Raw genomic sequence first — 16,656 nt, forward strand, 5'->3', positions numbered from 1 at the left:
GATGCCTAAAGTGATTTTCTTACCCAATGAAGATTTATGTCCAGAAGGGTCTGTTGTAGAAGCCAAAGAAGGCGAAAGCGTACTTGATATTGCATTGCGCGAAGGCATAGACATTGAACATGCTTGTGAAAAGTCGTGCGCCTGTACTACATGTCATGTAATTGTTCGCGAAGGGTTTGATTCTTTGGAAGAAAGTGACGAGCTGGAAGATGATATGCTAGATAAGGCGTGGGGTTTAGAGCCTGAGTCACGTTTAGGTTGTCAGGCTTTAGTTGCCGATGAAGATTTAGTAGTAGAAATTCCAAAATACACGATTAATATGGTGTCTGAACAACATTAAGGAAACTTGCTAATGGGGTTGCGTTGGATAGATGTAGAGCAAATAGCGATAGAACTGGCCGAGCAATTTCCTGAGCAGGATCCGAAACAAGTTCGGTTTACCGATTTACACCAATGGGTTTGTCAGTTGGACGATTTTGAAGACGAGCCCCAGCATAGCAACGAGCGCATTTTGGAAGCAATTATTTTAGCCTGGATGGATGAACTAGACTAAATTCCGGTGGCTTGTTGTCAATTAGTCAAATGAGGAAGTATTGATGACCGCCGTAATGGATCTCGTATTATGTGCAAAACCAGCTGCAGCCCACTGGGGCGATAACGCGCTGATAAGTTTTGAAGCCAACCAAGTAAACGTTCATGTTACCTCTCAAGGCGCTTCCCGCCTGCAAGATATTCAAAAAGCTGCTCGTAAACTGGATGCCCAAGGTTTAAAACACCTTTCATTTATTGGCGACAGTTGGGATGTAGAAGCCTGTTGGGCTTTTTACCAAGGGTATTACAATGCCAAGCAAGATAACCAGCTAGAGATAGTTGTGCTAAGCGATGCTGACCTGGCTAAGTTTAATGCACTAAAAGCAGCTGCAGACTGGACCCGTAAAACTATTAACCTTGGCCCTGCGGCTATCTATCCTCAAACCTTATGTGAATCGGCAGCTAAGTTTTTAACTGAGCTAGCACCTGAGCGCGTATCTTATAACATCATTTCTGGCGAGGATTTATTATCAGAAGGGTGGGTAGGCACCTACCAAGTAGGTAAAGGCAGTAGCCAAGCGCCTGCCATGTTACAGCTTGATTATAACCCTTCAGGAAACCCAGATGAGCCTGTAGCTATTGCGCTGGTAGGTAAGGGCATCACGTTTGACTCTGGTGGCTACAGCATTAAACCATCGGATGGCATGTCGATTATGAAAAGCGACATGGGCGGAGCTGCAACCGTGACTGGCGGCTTAGGATTGGCTATTGCAAACGGCTTAAACAAGCGCGTGAAACTGTTTTTATGCTGCGCCGAGAATATGGTGTCGGGTGATGCTTACAAACTGGGTGATGTTATCACCTACAAAAACGGCGTAACGGTAGAAGTACTAAACACTGATGCAGAAGGTCGTTTAGTGTTAGCCGATGGCTTAATCGCCGCGAGTGAATTAAAACCTGGAAAAATTATTGATGCTGCAACGCTAACTGGCGCGGCAAAAATGGCGCTTGGCCGAGATTATAATGCAGTGTTTGGTTTTGATGATGACTTAGTTCATCAAGCTCTACAAGCTGCTAAAGCTGAAAACGAAAAAGCGTGGGCATTGCCATTGGAGCCATTTCACAAAGGCCAAATTGGCTCTTCATTTGCGGATATAGCAAATATATCCTCTGGTGAAGGCATGGCTGGCGCTTCTACTGCGGCAGCTTTCTTAGCTCACTTTGTTGAAAAATCAGAACAAAACTGGCTGCACTTTGATCTGTCGGGTTCTTACCAAAAATCGGGTAACGCACTGTGGGCAACGGGTGCAAAAGGTCACGGTATTCGTACCATTTCACGGTTGTTAAGCGAGTAGAGCTACTTTATCATTCTTAAAGGTTACCAATTGACTGGTATCACTAATTTTACAATGGAGCTAGTAAATGGCGTTAGAACGTACTTTTTCTATACTTAAACCTGATGTAGTGGCTAAAGATGCGATTGGTGCGGTATACGCTCGCATGGAGTCTGCGGGTTTACGGTTAGTAGCAGCTAAAATGTTGCATTTGTCGCAAGAACAAGCCGCGGGGTTTTACGCGGAGCATGACGGCAAACCATTTTATGCACCTTTGATTGAGTTCATGACCTCGGGTCCAATTATGGTTCAAGTACTTGAAGGCGAGAATGCCGTACAACGTTACCGCGATTTACTGGGTGCGACTAATCCAGCAGAAGCTGCGGCAGGTACCTTACGCCACGATTTTGGAACGGCTATGCCGCCAAATGGCACCCATGGCTCTGATTCACCGGAGTCTGCGTCTCGAGAAATAGCTTATTTCTTTGAAGACAATGAAATTTGTCCAAGATAATAAAAAGGGGCTTAGGCCCCTTTTTTAATAAGCGGATAAAAGGTGATTGATTAATAGTTAGCTATTTACGCTGAGTACCGAGATTAACTAGCTTTCTGTTGTCATAATTTGTACAATTCGGCGCTTTTTTTAAATGGTCAGTCGTGGAGTTAAGCGATGAGTGAAAACAAAACAAATTTACTTGATTTGAACCGAGACGGATTACGTAAGTTTTTCGCAGAGATCGGGGAAAAACCTTTCCGTGCCGATCAAGTAATGAAGTGGATCTATCACTTTGGCGTAGACGACTTCGATCAGATGAACAATATCAATAAAGCGCTGCGCGAGAAGCTTAAAAAACAGGCCGAAGTAAAAGCGCCAGAAATTAGCACTGAACAACGCAGTGCCGATGGCACCATTAAGTGGGCTATGTTGGTGGCAGGGCAAGAAATTGAAACGGTTTATATCCCAGAGGGTGACCGAGCAACTTTGTGTGTATCTTCACAAGTAGGCTGTGCCTTAGAATGTACTTTTTGTTCTACCGGGCAACAAGGCTTTAACCGTAACCTAAAAGTGTCTGACATTATTGGCCAAGTATGGCGCGCAGCGCAGGTAATTGGTCATAAGGGTGTTGAAGGTAAGCGACCTATTACTAACGTGGTTATGATGGGTATGGGTGAACCTCTGCTAAACCTGAGTAACCTGGTACCTGCTCTAGAGCTGATGCTGGATGATAATGGTTACGGCTTAAGTAAACGTCGCGTTACTGTTAGTACCTCTGGTGTAGTACCTGCCTTAGATAAACTAGGTGATCAGATAGATGTAGCCTTGGCGATTTCATTACATGCTTCTAACGATAAACTTCGTAGCGAAATTATGCCGATCAATGATAAATACAACATTGAAGCATTTCTAGCCGGCGTTAAGCGTTACATTGATAAGTCTAATGCCAACCGTGGCAAGGTAACGGTTGAATACGTGTTGCTAAATGGCGTTAACGATTCAATGGAGCAAGCGCACGAACTTGCCGAAGTGTTGCGCGATACGCCGTGTAAGATTAATTTGATTCCGTTTAATCCATACCCTGGGTCTCCATTCACCAAACCAAGCAACAGCCGAGTGGATCGCTTCAGTAAAGTATTGATGGAGTATGGCTCTACTGTGGTAGTGCGTAAAACTCGCGGAGACGATATTGACGCCGCTTGTGGGCAGTTAGCGGGTGACGTTGTCGACAGAACCAAAAGAACAATGAGAAAACGGATGCAACAGCAAGAAATTTCAGTCACAATTCAATAACTAACCTTATCGTAGGATGGATATGAAACGCTGGTTGTACTTGTTTTTGGCGGTGTTTTTAGTGACTGGTTGTGTCACTGAAACTCGCGTTGATGGCCAAGAAGTAAACAATAAAAATAATCAACTTGATAAAAATGCGGCGGCAAAAACCCGCATTAGCCTTGCACTCCGTTACCTTGAAGCTGGCGATGCCGAGCAAGCTAAACGTAATCTTGAGTTAGCTCAAGAGCTTTCCCCTAATTTGGTCGATGTGTACATTGCCCAAGCTCACTTTTATCAGCGGGTTCGTCAACCCGACCGAGCGCTTGACGCCTATAAGCGCGCAAAATCGATTGAACCAAGAAATGGTGACGTATTAAATAACTACGGCGCTATGTTGTGTCAGCAAAAGAAATACGATGAAGCTGAATCACTATTCAAACAAGCATTAGCTAATCCAGAATATGTGCAAGTGGCGGGTACTAATGAAAATGCCGGTTTATGTGCGCTTAATGCTGGCGATTTAGACAAAGCACTAAAATACTTCACTAGTGCACTAGCTTACAATATTCGTCGTCCTGCATCATTGCTTGGTGCGAGCGAGATTTACCTGCAAAAAAATAAACCAGAGCAAGCCCGCTTATATCTACAACGGTATGATAGTATGGCTCAAACTACTGCTGAGAGTGCCTTTGCTTGGGTTCGCCTAGAAAGCGCTGCTGATAACTTCGCAGAAGAAGCGCGCTGGGGATTAACGCTTCAACAGCAATTTCCTAAATCTGAACAGACTAAACGATATATAGCTAATGACTATTAAAGCCGAAATTGAGCCAGCTGAGCTAAGCGAAGACATTGAAGTTGTTAGCCCTGGCCAAATGCTACAAGAGGCGAGGGTGGCCGCTAAGTTGAGCCAAGGCCAAGTAGCCGAGCGCTTAAAGTTACGTTTGCAGGTAATTGTAGACATTGAAGCCGATAGTTTTGATAGTGGGCTGTCTACCACCTTTGTGAAGGGCTACTTGCGAGCGTATGCACGTTTGCTGAATGTATCAGAAGATTTAGTATTGTCTAGTTATACCCACCTACATGATGCTCAAGAGCAACGCACTGAAATGCAAAGCTTTTCGGGACGTATCAAGCAAGAAACTCACGATAGCCGATTAATGAAGTTCACTTATTTAGTGGCTCTTGGCATCGTTGTGTTATTGGTCATGTGGTGGTGGCAAGAAAAGAATCAACAAAGCTTGTTTGATTCGCCTGAGCCGTCTGTGGTTGAAACCAGTGACAGCTCGATAATAGATCCGATTGCCCCCACTCTTGAAAACCAAGATGTATTAGAGCCCCAATCAGAAAATTTCTTAGAACCTCTGCACAGTGAGACGCTATCTGAAGAATCGGCGAGTGTTGAGCAAGTTACAGAGCCTGTTGAAGTAGAAACTCGAGCTGAAGCAGCACCAGAGCAAGCTAAGTCTGAGAACACTCCGGTTAACGATACAGATCAGGCTGAACCACAATCTGCTGAACTTAACACTGTTGTTGAGCCAGCCAATGAAGTGCAGTCTGTGGCGGCAGAAACACAGCAAACACCGGCCGCTAACTTTACCGCACTTACCATGAGTTTTGACAATGAATGCTGGGTGGAAGTGCGCGACGCCGATGGCAAACGCCTAGTAGCTGATATTAAAAAGGCAGGCCAAAGCCTGTCAGTGAGTGGTCCAGCACCTTACAGCATTGTGTTAGGCACAAATGCTGGCGTTAGTGTGAAATACGGACAAGAGAACATCGATTTATCGTCATTTAAAGGCGGTAAAGTGGTGCGAATGACAATACCTAACAACTAAGACCTTTCGAGTATGATGAACCAGCCAACTCCAATTAAACGCCGTAAATCAACTCAAATTATGGTGGGTAATGTACCTGTAGGCGGAGGCGCGCCTATTACTGTGCAGTCTATGACTAATACCCGCACCGACGACGTAGCTGCTACGGTTGAGCAAATAAACCGTATTGCTGCAGTGGGCGGTGATATTGTTCGCGTATCGGTACCCACTATGGATGCTGCAGAAGCCTTTAGAAAGATAAAGCAGCAAGTGTCTATTCCGGTGATTGCAGATATTCACTTTGATTATCGTATTGCCCTTAAAGTGGCTGAATACGGCGCTGATTGTTTACGTATAAACCCAGGTAACATTGGTAACGAACAACGGATCCGCTCAGTGGTCGATGCCGCTAAAGACCGTAATATTCCGATTCGTATTGGTGTAAATGGCGGTTCTTTAGAAAAAGACCTCCAAGAAAAATATGGCGAACCTACGCCAGACGCTTTGGTTGAATCTGCCATGCGCCATGTTGATATTCTTGACCGCCTTAATTTTGATCAATTTAAAGTAAGCGTTAAAGCATCAGATGTGTTCTTGGCTGTTGGTGCTTATCAAGGTTTGGCTTCGCGGATTGACCAACCTTTACATCTCGGCATTACCGAAGCTGGCGGCTTGCGCAGTGGTTCAGTTAAGTCGGCAGTGGGCTTGGGCATGTTATTGTCGCAAGGCATTGGTGATACATTGCGTGTATCGCTGGCAGCTGATCCCGTTGAAGAAATTAAAGTCGGTTTTGATATTCTTAAATCGTTACGAATACGTGCTCGCGGAATTAATTTTATTGCGTGCCCAAGCTGTTCACGCCAAGAGTTTGATGTAATTGCCACGGTTAATGCCCTAGAGCAGCGCTTGGAAGACATTGTAGAGCCAATGGATGTGTCTATCATTGGTTGTGTAGTGAATGGGCCAGGCGAAGCGCTTATCTCCGATTTGGGCATTACTGGCGGCAATAAAAAAAGCGGCTATTACCAAGATGGCGTGCGTCAAAAAGAGCGTTTTGACAACGACGACTTAGTGGATGCGCTAGAAGCAAAAATACGCTCGCGCATCGCTGTTAAAAACATTAGCTAGTCGCGCAACCGCAAATAATTTACCTCTATGGTTAAAGGCCCTATAATCGAGGGCCTTTAATAGTTATTGACCTGTTTTATTCGAGATTAATGTGGCTAAACAAATACAAGCAATACGTGGCATGAATGATTGCCTTCCAAGTGATACACCTGCTTGGCAAAAGGTAGAATCAGTTATCCGTGAAGTGGTTGCCGCTTACGGTTACAACGAAATTAGAATGCCAATTGTTGAAAGTACAGATTTGTTTAAGCGCTCTATCGGTGAAGTAACCGATATCGTTGAAAAAGAAATGTACACTTTTGACGACCGCAATGGCGACAGCTTAACCCTGCGACCAGAAGGTACAGCAAGTTGTGTACGTGCAGGTAATCAAGCAGGTTTACTGTATAACCAAGAGCAACGCCTTTGGTATATGGGACCAATGTTTCGCCATGAGCGACCGCAGAAAGGCCGCTATCGTCAGTTCCATCAAGTAGGTATTGAGTCGTTTGGTATTGCAAGCGCTGATATAGATGCTGAAGTGATTATGTTGTCGGCGCGTTTTTGGAAAGCCTTTGGCTTAGAAAAACACGTTACACTGGAGCTAAACAGTTTAGGCTCTAACGAAGCGCGCGCTAACTACCGTGATGCTTTAATTGCTTACTTAGAATTACATAAAGACGCGCTCGATGAAGATGCTAAACGTCGTATGTACGATAACCCATTACGTGTACTAGACAGCAAGAACCCAGAGGTTCAAGCGGCATTAGCTGATGCACCAAGTTTAAATGAGTACCTCGACCAAGAAAGCGTAGAGCACTTTGATAAATTACGTTCTTTGCTTGATAACGCGGGTATCGAGTACACAATAAATCCTCGTTTAGTACGAGGTTTAGATTATTACAACCGCACCGTATTTGAATGGGTAACCAGCAGCCTGGGTTCACAAGGTACTGTGTGTGCTGGCGGCCGATACGATGGCTTAGTTGAGCAACTCGGTGGTAAAGCCACTCCTGCTGTTGGTTTTGCCATGGGTATGGAGCGTTTAGTATTGCTGTTGGAAACGCTGGAACTATTGGGTGATTTACCGACAGGCGCCGATGTTTATGTGATCAATGCTGGAGAAGGGACACTTGGAGCAGCATTTTCATTAGCTGAACAATTGCGAGATGCGTTACCCTCTGTGCGGGTGATGAGCCACTGTGGCGGTGGTAACTTTAAGAAACAATTTAAGCGTGCTGATAAATCAGGCGCGAAAGTAGCGCTAATCATCGGCGATGATGAGTTAGCCAATCAGCAGGTTACTGTTAAGTACCTGCGTCAAGATATTCAACAGCAGTGCATCGCTCAATCTGAGTTAGTTGCTTTGCTTAATACCGTATTAGTTTAGTTAAGGAGAGACAGTGGACATTTATTCTACTGAGGAACAGCAAGTTCAAGCCATCAAAGACTGGTGGAAAAAGAATGGAACATCAGTGATCGGCGGTTCTGTATTAGGTTTAGCAGCAGTATTTGGCTGGCGATATTTTGGTGAGTATCAGGTTAGTCAGCAAGAAGCTGCTTCAGATGCCTACGAGCAAGCTGTTACTCAACTAGCGCTTAATTCAGAAGAACTCACTCCTTTAGTTAATTATGTCGCTGCTAATCAAGGCGACAAGAATTATTCAGTGTTTGCTTCTTTGTTGTTAGCCAAAGAATTAGTGGCTAAAGAAGATTTTGCGCAAGCCCAAACACAACTTCAGTTGGCTTTAAATGGCGCACCAGAAGAGCTAAAAGGCATGGTTTATACACGGTTAGCACGTGTACAAGCTCAACAAGCTGCATTTGATGACGCGCTAGCAAGTTTAGAGATGGTTAGTGACCCAGCTCTAGTGGCTACTGTTGAGATTATTAAAGGTGATATTTATCTTCAACAAGGTGAAAACGCGATGGCTCGTCAAGCATACCAAGCAGCAGTCGCTGCCGGTGCCGCAGAGCAAGACCCTAGCGTAAACCTTAAATTGAACGACCTAACTGAAGTTGAGGCCGCAAATGGTTAAAGCTTGGCGTAGTGTCAGCTTAGCTTGTTTACTTGTTGGTTTGTCAGCTTGTTCTTTGTTCAACTCTGAAGAAGATGTTGTACAAATGGCACCAGTGCCAGAGTTTAGCAACCAGTTTACGGTGGCTAAGCAGTGGGAAACTCGAGTAGGCGATGGTGTAGAGAAATACTTTTCGGCCTTGTCGCCGGTGGTGGCTTACGATTCAGTATTTGCTGCCTCCCGTTTTGGCGAGATCCGTGCTTTTGACTTAAATGGTAAACGCCTATGGCAACAAAACCTTTCCAAAGTTGAAAGTAACAATCGCTTTTCTGGTAATACGCCTAATGCGCGTATTTCTGGCGGTTTAACTGCAGCTTACAAACGTATTTATCTTGGCACTGAAAATGCTGATGTATTTGCCTTAGATGCTGAAACAGGCGACATTGTTTGGCAAGCCGCCGTGTCTGGCGAAGTACTAGCAAAACCTGCTGTAGAAGATAGTGTGGTAGTGGTGATGACCAGCAATGGTCATTTAGTGGCTCTTGATGCGCACAGTGGTGAGCAAAAGTGGGACATTAAAATCGACCAACCTTCGTTGTCATTACGAAGTAAAGCGGCAGCGGTTATTTCTAATGGTGCAATCATTTTAGGCCGCAGCGACGGTAAGATTGGTTTGTATTTGCTAGAAAGTGGCCAGTTATTATTTGAAAGCAAGCTCGCTCAGCCTAAAGGCTCTACTGAAATTGACCGCATTGTCGATGTAGATAGTCGACCGGTGTTAGTTGGCTCGCAGCTATACGCCGTAGCGTACAACGGCAACCTTGTGTCGGTAAATTTACGCAGTGGTGAAGAGCAATGGAGACGTAGTTACTCAGCCTACCAAAATTTAGCAACTGCGGGCTTAAGCTTGTTTGTTACCGATGTGAGCGACAATGTTTATAGCATTGAGCGCAATAATGGTGTTGAACAGTGGACCCAAGGTGCGCTGTCTTACCGCATTGTTACCGCACCAGCGATAGACGGTAATCAAATCATCGTTGGCGACAGCGAAGGTTACTTATATTGGATAAACCGAGAAACTGGTGAATTTACTAGCAAAATGTTGGTAGATAAAAGCGGCTTATATGTTGCGCCTGTGGTAACCTCCGACAAAATTATCGTTCAAACACGAAATGGTAAGCTAATTGCGCTAGATCGCAGTTAAGTTGTTATAATTGTGTACAAAAGGCTCATGATTAATTGATCATGAGCCTTTGTCATGTCATGTATTCTAAAAAATGAGGCCCTTATGCTTCCTGTTGTAGCCTTAGTGGGACGCCCAAACGTTGGCAAATCTACATTATTTAATCGCCTTACGCGCAGCAGGGATGCGCTAGTAGCCGACTTTCCTGGGCTTACTCGCGACCGCAAGTACGGACAAGCTAAAGTAGCCGAGCAAGAATTCATTGTTATTGATACCGGTGGTATCGATGGTGATGAAGAAGGTATCGATGCGATGATGGCGCAGCAATCTTTGCAAGCCATTGAAGAAGCTGACGCCGTATTATTTTTGGTTGATGCTCGTTCGGGCATGACAGTTGCGGATGAAGCTATTGCGCATCATCTGCGCAAGCAAGAAAAGAAAATTTTCTTGGTGGCCAATAAAACTGACGGTATTGATGCTGATGCAGCCTGTGGCGAGTTTTACGCTTTAGCCCTTGGTGAAGTTCACCACATTGCAGCCGCTCATGGTCGTGGCGTGAACATGCTACTCGAAGAAGCTTTACGTCCGTTTGTTACCGAGCAGGCAGAGCTACAATCTGATGAATTAGAGCCTAGCTTAGATGAGACTCGTGAGATGAGTGAGTCTGAACTGGATGAGCTCGCTCAGAAGTTTGCTGATTTGCCGATTAAGTTAGCGATTGTGGGTCGCCCGAACGTGGGGAAATCTACGCTAACAAACCGGATTTTAGGTGAAGACCGGGTTGTTGTTTACGACATGCCGGGTACCACACGTGACAGTATTTACATACCGATGCAGCGTGAAGACCAAGACTACATTTTGATTGATACGGCGGGAGTACGTAAACGTGGCAAAGTGACAGAAGTTGTTGAGAAGTTCTCAGTAATTAAAACGCTTAAAGCCATTGAAGATGCTAACGTCGTTATGTTGGTGATTGATGCTAAAGACGGTATCTCTGATCAAGACTTAAGCTTGTTAGGTTTTGTACTTAATGCTGGTCGTGCTTTAGTTCTTGCAGTGAACAAATGGGATGGTTTAGACAACGACCATAAAGAGCGTATTAAAACAGAATTAGATCGCCGTTTAGGCTTTATTGATTTTGCACGTGTTCATTTCATCTCTGCTTTGCACGGTACTGGTGTTGGTCACTTGTACGAAAGCGTTCAAGAGGCATACAGTAGCGCCACTAAGCGCGTTTCTACTTCGATGTTGACACGTATCATGCAAATGGCTCAGGACGACCACCAGCCGCCGTTAGTGCGCGGTCGTAGGGTTAAATTACGTTATGCTCACGCAGGTGGTTACAATCCTCCGCGCATTGTGGTTCATGGTAATCAAGTAAACTCGTTGCCCGATGCATATAAGCGCTACTTGATGAATTATTACCGTAAAGCTTTAGAGATTATGGGTACCCCTATTCGCGTAGAATTTAAAGAAGGCGAAAACCCATTTTCAGAGAAGAAGTCAAAACTTACTCTGGCGCAAGAACGTCGCCGTAAAAAGATGCAAACTGTAAGTCGGTACAAAAAGAAATAATTGGAGTTAGCCATGAGTATTGAAATTGCTTGCCCAGAATGTGATGGTGAACTGCAGCACGAACACGACCATTGGTTGTGTGGCGCTTGTCATCATCAATTTTTACAACGAGTGCACTGTGATAAATGTGATGCCGAGTTGGAAAAGTTAAAAGCCTGTGGCGCAGTGGACTACTTTTGTAATAGCTGTAATGAACTGAAGTCTAAGCGAGCCGTGATACGGCGGTTTGAGCGTTTAGCTTAATAAAAAAGACGGCCATGGCCGTCTTTTTTATTGTTTGTTTATAACTAGCTTTTTCGCTTGGCAATACTTTCTAAGATTGCAGGCCAATGTTGATAAATCATGTAATGGCCTAACTCAGGTATCACCTCTAAACGTGCATTTTTTGCTCGAGCAATAAAGCGTTCTGCTAAGGTTAGCGGTATATGTTTGTCGTTTTCGCCATGAAAGAGTTGGGTAGCTACTTTTACATCTTCAATCTCAAAGCCCCAAGGTGCCATTACTTGGCGAACCTCGTCCGAAAAAGCATTACCACCTTGGACTTTCGATTCCATTAAATAACGGCCAAACTTTTCTTTGAACATAGGGCTTTCAAACAGCTCTACATCGGTTCCCTCTAAATCCCGCGCGAGCACCTTAAACAGTTTGTTAGGATCTTTGTGTAGACCTTTGTCCAAAATATTGGTGAATAAGCGGTGCATATTAGGGAAGTCACGCGCTAGCTTCATGTGCATACGATAAAGCTTAGCGGTAGCTTTATAATCACTATCATAAGTTAGCGCATCACCCGAGCTAACGATAGTTAAATGGCTAACCATGTCAGGAATTTTAGCTGCGCTACAGGCCGCATAAACCCCACCAGTGGCATACCCCAATAGCTCAACCTTATCGAGGTTTAAGTGCTCTAGCAGTGCTTTTAGATCAGCAGTCCATTGCACAAAACTGTAACTCTCATGATAGTCAGAGCCGCCAAAGCCCGGTCTGTCGATAGAAATCAATCGAATTCCCAGTTGAGCAGCGATATCTACTTGGTCAAAAAAGTTTTCTAAGCGACAACCTAAGATACTGTGGCAGTACACCACGGGTTTGCCTTTTGGGTCACCGAACTCTTGATAACAAAGTTTGCGCTCATCAGGGAGTCTGAAGTAGCGTGCATTGCTGTCTTGAGGTGTGCCGAAATCAAAATGACGGCTACTTTGAGATAGCATTCCCCATGGACCAGTTAACACTAAACTGGCAAGTTCACTTTGGCTGCTTACACCGGTTTTTTTGAATACCGATTTTAGCTGCGTTCGGACCGTGTTGTAGCTTACAAATATCTTGTCAGCAATGTCGGGTGGAGACATACCTTGGGCGATGTAATTAACAATTCGCGCTTCTTTAGGCGTGAGTTTGTAACCATCGGCAAAGGCGGCTAAATCGAGCTCTACATCTGGCCGCGAAGGCGAAATAAATACCACGACACTGGCATTACGCTCAAGTAAGGGATCTTGAAGGTGATTGACTGGGCTTAAAATAACCATGGTTTGCACGTCGGTCTCGTTGTTTACCTGAATAGGCAAACCTCGACTGCTTGATTCGTTAGGCCCTAACGAAGACAATTCTTCAACATATTGCTTAAGTAACTCAGTAGATTCGCTTTGCTGGGTCACCAAGTTTTTATTCTTTTGATATAAACCTTGGCCAAGCTGCAGGGTTTCCTCTGCCAGCTCGTTGGTAAGCAAAATTTCACTTTGAGCGTTAACTAAAATCACGCCGACCGGAATATGATCAAGTAGCGAGTTTAGTGAATGATTTTTTTCTTCAAGCTGATAAATGCGTTTAGCAATGTTTAAGGCTTGATTGAAGTGCTCTAACAGCAGTTGATTGCGTTCAGAGTACTGGCTTTGGGCCATCGAGAGTTGCGGCGAGACTGCGTCCAACATTTGGCTCAGTTTTGCCGAGGAATTATCGTGCTTACCAGGGGCTTCAGTTCGCTGAAGTTCTGGCATCATATAAAGGTGCTCTAGCAGGTCAGGCCAATATTCAGGTTCTGCTGCCGCTCGATAAATCATACCGATCAACTGTTCCCTGTTATCAACGCTGGTTAGCTCACGCTCCTTGGTGCTATCCAATGAATTCATAGTATTGCTGCTAATTTTCTTTATTTAATGGCTAGTTAGTTACCAAGAATGGTCGCTTCGCCTCTTTAGCGGGCTTGGTCGTCCTTCCAGTTACACTTCAAACCAACTAGATGTCCGGTTTAGTCCCCCTAATCTTATGCCAGTTCTAACTATAATCCCATTAATTTTGACATTTGAATCACTAGTTGTGAGCTAGTGTTTAAAACAATTAGTGTTAGGAGCAAATAGTCGCATTAAGGTTATCGTCCGAAAATTTCAGTTTTACTACATCGCCATGTTTAAGCTCTGCCGCATGCTTAACCAATTTGTCTTGTTGAGTCACCAAGGTAAAACCGCGGTCTAGCACCTTTAATGGGCTGAGATTATCTAATTGGCGACAAATGCCGGCGAGTTGCTGCTGCTGTTGGTCAATCAGTTGTTGGCTAGCGTTAAGCAATCGCTGGCGCTGCTCATATAAACGTTGCTGCTGTCGTTCAACTTTTCGTTCAAGTAGCGAGTGTTTTAAACGCGCCTTGAGTTGGCTATAACGAAGCTCACCATTAGAGACTTGTTGATTAAGTGAAAGGCTTAAACGATGTGCTAGCTCATCAAACCTTTGCTGCTGCTGTTCTAATACATGAACTGGCGATAAGGCCTGAATACGATGATTGAGCTGTGCCAAACAAATTTGCTGTTGTCTAAAACTGTGCATGGCATGCATTGCTAGTTGTTGCTTTAAATGCGTCATACGCTGAGGGATGTGACTGGCTTGCTGGCTTACAATTTCAGCTGCCGCTGATGGGGTGGCTGCTCGTACATCGGCCACCAAATCACTAATGCTGTCGTCTACCTCATGGCCTACCGCTGAGATAATCGGTATGTTTGAATCAAAAATAGATCTGGCCAGTTGCTCATCATTAAAAGCCCATAAGTCTTCTTTAGAGCCTCCACCGCGGCCAACAATGAGTATGTCGGTTTCTTCTCGCTGATTAGCCAGTTCTATCATCTCAATAAGCTGTGGAGCCGCTAGCTCGCCTTGCACTAATGCAGGATACACAATCACTTTGGTTGCTGGCGCACGGCGCTCTAACACCGTTAAAATGTCTTGTAACGCAGCCCCTGACGCTGAACTAATTATACCTATGCAACTAGGGTATTCAGGGAGCGCTTGTTTCTCGGCATCAGCGAATAGCCCTTCGGCGGCTAGCTTCATTTTTAGCTGTTCGTAAGCCTGTTGCATCGCACCATCACCCGAGGGGTGAATAGCTTCTGCAATCAGCTGATAGTCACCACGAGGCTCGTACATTGTTATTTTGGCTTTCACCAGCACTTTCATACCCGACTCGGGCTTGAATACTACCTTGCGGTTAGCACCTTTAAACATTGCACAACGCACCTGCGCTGAGTGGTCCTTTAAACTAAAATACCAATGCCCCGAAAATGGCGTAGAAAAATTAGATATTTCACCTTCTAACCAAATCGTACCGATAGAATTTTCTAGTAAACGCCTAACTTGCTGGTTTAACTGACTAACACTCAGAACATTATTGGTTATTTGACTAGATTTCATCAGTTAACTCGAAGGAAAGTAGAAAATAATGTAAGAAAATAACATTTTTCGTTTTACCTTGGCCAGCTTTATACCTATAATCCGTCCGCAATATTTTACCTCTTTATTAACTGATTTAGGCGAATGTTGCTATGTTGAGAATTTCCAAAGAAGCCTTAACCTTCGATGATGTACTACTACTTCCTGCTCACTCAGAAGTACTTCCAAATACCGCCAATTTGGCGACACGTCTAACCAAAGATATTCCGCTAAGTATTCCTATGGTATCTGCCGCTATGGATACTGTAACTGAAGCAAACTTTGCTATTGCACTCGCTCAAGAAGGCGGTGTTGGCTTTATTCACAAAAATATGAGTATTGAGCAGCAAGCTGCTGAAGTGCGCAGAGTGAAGAAATTTGAAGCGGGTATTGTACTTGAGCCTATCACCGTAACGCCTGATTTAACCTTAGGACAAATTGCTGAGCTACGTCAGATACATGGTTTTGCTGGTTTTCCAGTGGTAACAGAAGCAAACGACTTAGTCGGTATTGTTACAGGGCGTGACTTGCGTTTTGAAACTGACTTCACTAAAACCGTTTCTCAGGTTATGACGCCAAAAGAGCGTTTAGTTACTACTACTGATACCTCACGTGATGTAGTTGAAAAAATGATGCACGAGCACCGCATTGAAAAAATGTTGGTGGTTGATGATGCATTTAAATTGACCGGCTTGATTACCGTAAAAGATTTCAAAAAAGCGGAGCGTAAACCAAACGCGTGTAAAGACAGTTTTGGTCGCTTGCGTGTTGGTGCTGCTGTTGGTGCTGGTGCGGGTAACGAAGAGCGAGTAGATGCCTTGGTTGAGGCTGGCGTAGATGTATTGCTGATAGACTCTTCACACGGTCATTCTCAAGGCGTGCTCGATAGAATTAAAGCCACTCGAACTAAATACCCTGATCTTGCCATTGTTGGCGGGAATGTAGCAACGGGCGCAGGTGCTATAGCCCTAGCAGATGCTGGTGTAAGTGCCGTTAAAGTAGGTATTGGCCCAGGGTCAATTTGTACTACGCGCATCGTGACCGGTGTAGGTGTGCCTCAAATTACTGCTGTATCTGACGCAGTAGAAGCACTAAAAGGCCGCGATATCCCGGTTATTGCTGATGGCGGCATCCGTTTCTCTGGTGACATCGCTAAAGCCTTAGTGGCTGGTGCGTCGTGTGTGATGGTTGGCAGCATGTTTGCAGGTACTGAAGAAGCACCTGGCGAAATTGAGCTGTATCAAGGTCGTTCGTTTAAGTCTTACCGCGGAATGGGCTCTTTAGGGGCTATGTCTCAAGGTTCATCAGATCGTTACTTCCAAACCGATAACGCTGCCGATAAATTAGTGCCAGAAGGCATTGAAGGTCGAGTAGCTTATAAAGGCCCTGTTAAGGCGATTATTCATCAACAAATGGGCGGTTTACGTTCATGTATGGGTCTAACTGGTTGCGGCACGATTAATGAGCTGAATACTAAAGCTGAGTTTGTTCGCGTAACCAGCGCTGGTATGGGTGAGAGTCATGTTCACGACGTTACCATTACTAAAGAAGCCCCTAACTACCGTATGGGCTAAGTCCGTTACCTTATATGCCACTAAGCGCCGTCAGGCGCTTAGTTTTATCAGCCTCTTTT

16 protein-coding genes are annotated in these 16,656 nt (G+C 44.7%); 14 read left to right on the plus strand and 2 right to left on the minus strand.

Annotated elements, in window-relative coordinates; genetic code table 11:
- Nucleotide 1: 1 nt before the first annotated feature.
- The 13 genes from fdx (at nt 2) to ACLD71_RS13525 (ending at nt 11,576) form a co-directional block, all read left to right on the plus strand.
- Nucleotides 2-340: an ISC system 2Fe-2S type ferredoxin gene (gene fdx / locus ACLD71_RS13465; protein ID WP_137672809.1), complete on the plus strand. Its 339-nt coding sequence runs from the start codon at nt 2-4 to the stop codon at nt 338-340.
- A gap of 12 nt (nt 341-352) precedes the next feature.
- Nucleotides 353-553 (plus strand): Fe-S cluster assembly protein IscX, encoded by a 201-nt coding sequence (gene iscX, locus ACLD71_RS13470; RefSeq protein ID WP_137672810.1) that lies wholly within the window; start codon nt 353-355, stop codon nt 551-553.
- 43 nt (nt 554-596) lie between these two features.
- On the plus strand, nt 597-1,886 hold the full coding sequence (pepB, locus tag ACLD71_RS13475) for an aminopeptidase PepB (RefSeq protein WP_411991019.1): 1,290 nt from the start codon (nt 597-599) through the stop codon (nt 1,884-1,886).
- A gap of 67 nt (nt 1,887-1,953) precedes the next feature.
- Nucleotides 1,954-2,379, plus strand: a complete 426-nt coding sequence (ndk, locus tag ACLD71_RS13480) for a nucleoside-diphosphate kinase (RefSeq protein WP_411991020.1) — start codon at nt 1,954-1,956, stop codon at nt 2,377-2,379.
- 156 nt (nt 2,380-2,535) lie between these two features.
- Nucleotides 2,536-3,654, plus strand: coding sequence for a bifunctional tRNA (adenosine(37)-C2)-methyltransferase TrmG/ribosomal RNA large subunit methyltransferase RlmN (locus ACLD71_RS13485; RefSeq protein WP_137672813.1), 1,119 nt, complete (start codon nt 2,536-2,538; stop codon nt 3,652-3,654).
- Between the two features lie 22 nt (nt 3,655-3,676).
- Nucleotides 3,677-4,450, plus strand: coding sequence for a type IV pilus biogenesis/stability protein PilW (gene pilW / locus ACLD71_RS13490; protein WP_161985121.1), 774 nt, complete (start codon nt 3,677-3,679; stop codon nt 4,448-4,450).
- Nucleotides 4,440-5,471, plus strand: a complete 1,032-nt coding sequence (rodZ, locus tag ACLD71_RS13495) for a cytoskeleton protein RodZ (protein ID WP_411991021.1) — start codon at nt 4,440-4,442, stop codon at nt 5,469-5,471. The genes pilW and rodZ overlap by 11 nt, the downstream gene beginning before the upstream one ends.
- 15 nt (nt 5,472-5,486) lie before the next feature.
- A complete protein-coding gene (gene ispG, locus ACLD71_RS13500; protein WP_137672885.1) occupies nt 5,487-6,578 on the plus strand; it encodes a flavodoxin-dependent (E)-4-hydroxy-3-methylbut-2-enyl-diphosphate synthase in 1,092 nt (363 codons plus the stop codon).
- Nucleotides 6,579-6,669: 91 nt separating this feature from the next.
- Complete coding sequence (gene hisS, locus ACLD71_RS13505; protein WP_137672816.1) at nt 6,670-7,947, plus strand: histidine--tRNA ligase; 1,278 nt, start codon at nt 6,670-6,672, stop codon at nt 7,945-7,947.
- A gap of 13 nt (nt 7,948-7,960) precedes the next feature.
- The gene (locus tag ACLD71_RS13510) at nt 7,961-8,596 is read left to right on the plus strand and encodes a YfgM family protein (RefSeq protein ID WP_137672817.1); all 636 of its coding nucleotides are present in this window, start codon (nt 7,961-7,963) and stop codon (nt 8,594-8,596) included.
- Nucleotides 8,589-9,779, plus strand: a complete 1,191-nt coding sequence (bamB, locus tag ACLD71_RS13515; protein ID WP_137672818.1) for an outer membrane protein assembly factor BamB — start codon at nt 8,589-8,591, stop codon at nt 9,777-9,779. Before ACLD71_RS13510 ends, bamB begins: the two co-directional genes overlap by 8 nt.
- Nucleotides 9,780-9,863: 84 nt before the next feature.
- A complete protein-coding gene (der, locus tag ACLD71_RS13520) occupies nt 9,864-11,333 on the plus strand; it encodes a ribosome biogenesis GTPase Der (protein ID WP_137672819.1) in 1,470 nt (489 codons plus the stop codon).
- A 12-nt stretch (nt 11,334-11,345) separates the two neighbouring features.
- The gene (locus ACLD71_RS13525) at nt 11,346-11,576 is read left to right on the plus strand and encodes a zinc ribbon domain-containing protein (protein WP_137672820.1); all 231 of its coding nucleotides are present in this window, start codon (nt 11,346-11,348) and stop codon (nt 11,574-11,576) included.
- Nucleotides 11,577-11,620: 44 nt separating this feature from the next.
- On the opposite strand, the gene ACLD71_RS13530 is transcribed toward ACLD71_RS13525, so the two are convergent.
- The gene (locus tag ACLD71_RS13530) at nt 11,621-13,456 is read right to left on the minus strand and encodes an alpha/beta fold hydrolase (RefSeq protein ID WP_411991022.1); all 1,836 of its coding nucleotides are present in this window, start codon (nt 13,454-13,456) and stop codon (nt 11,621-11,623) included.
- Between the two features lie 214 nt (nt 13,457-13,670).
- Nucleotides 13,671-15,005 carry an exodeoxyribonuclease VII large subunit gene (xseA, locus tag ACLD71_RS13535; RefSeq protein WP_411991023.1) on the minus strand — a complete coding sequence of 445 codons (1,335 nt, stop codon included), beginning with the start codon at nt 15,003-15,005 and terminating at the stop codon, nt 13,671-13,673.
- Between the two features lie 131 nt (nt 15,006-15,136).
- Between xseA and guaB the strand changes: the two genes are divergently transcribed.
- Nucleotides 15,137-16,597: an IMP dehydrogenase gene (guaB, locus tag ACLD71_RS13540; RefSeq protein ID WP_137672823.1), complete on the plus strand. Its 1,461-nt coding sequence runs from the start codon at nt 15,137-15,139 to the stop codon at nt 16,595-16,597.
- Nucleotides 16,598-16,656 lie beyond the last annotated feature (59 nt).

This window comes from Agarivorans sp. DSG3-1 (genome assembly GCF_046774965.1).
Lineage (GTDB): Bacteria > Pseudomonadota > Gammaproteobacteria > Enterobacterales > Celerinatantimonadaceae > Agarivorans.

Excerpts from the sequence above, each read along its gene's own strand:
- fdx (WP_137672809.1), top strand. The coding sequence starts at position 2 with ATGCCTAAAGTGATTTTCTTACCCAATGAAGATTTATGTCCAGAAGGG.
- iscX (WP_137672810.1), top strand. The coding sequence starts at position 353 with ATGGGGTTGCGTTGGATAGATGTAGAGCAAATAGCGATAGAACTGGCC.
- pepB (WP_411991019.1), top strand. The coding sequence starts at position 597 with ATGACCGCCGTAATGGATCTCGTATTATGTGCAAAACCAGCTGCAGCC.
- ndk (WP_411991020.1), top strand. The coding sequence starts at position 1,954 with ATGGCGTTAGAACGTACTTTTTCTATACTTAAACCTGATGTAGTGGCT.
- ACLD71_RS13485 (WP_137672813.1), top strand. The coding sequence starts at position 2,536 with ATGAGTGAAAACAAAACAAATTTACTTGATTTGAACCGAGACGGATTA.
- pilW (WP_161985121.1), top strand. The coding sequence starts at position 3,677 with ATGAAACGCTGGTTGTACTTGTTTTTGGCGGTGTTTTTAGTGACTGGT.
- rodZ (WP_411991021.1), top strand. The coding sequence starts at position 4,440 with ATGACTATTAAAGCCGAAATTGAGCCAGCTGAGCTAAGCGAAGACATT.
- ispG (WP_137672885.1), top strand. The coding sequence starts at position 5,487 with ATGAACCAGCCAACTCCAATTAAACGCCGTAAATCAACTCAAATTATG.
- bamB (WP_137672818.1), top strand. The coding sequence starts at position 8,589 with ATGGTTAAAGCTTGGCGTAGTGTCAGCTTAGCTTGTTTACTTGTTGGT.
- der (WP_137672819.1), top strand. The coding sequence starts at position 9,864 with ATGCTTCCTGTTGTAGCCTTAGTGGGACGCCCAAACGTTGGCAAATCT.
- ACLD71_RS13525 (WP_137672820.1), top strand. The coding sequence starts at position 11,346 with ATGAGTATTGAAATTGCTTGCCCAGAATGTGATGGTGAACTGCAGCAC.
- ACLD71_RS13530 (WP_411991022.1), bottom strand. The coding sequence starts at position 13,456 with ATGAATTCATTGGATAGCACCAAGGAGCGTGAGCTAACCAGCGTTGAT.
- xseA (WP_411991023.1), bottom strand. The coding sequence starts at position 15,005 with ATGAAATCTAGTCAAATAACCAATAATGTTCTGAGTGTTAGTCAGTTA.
- guaB (WP_137672823.1), top strand. The coding sequence starts at position 15,137 with ATGTTGAGAATTTCCAAAGAAGCCTTAACCTTCGATGATGTACTACTA.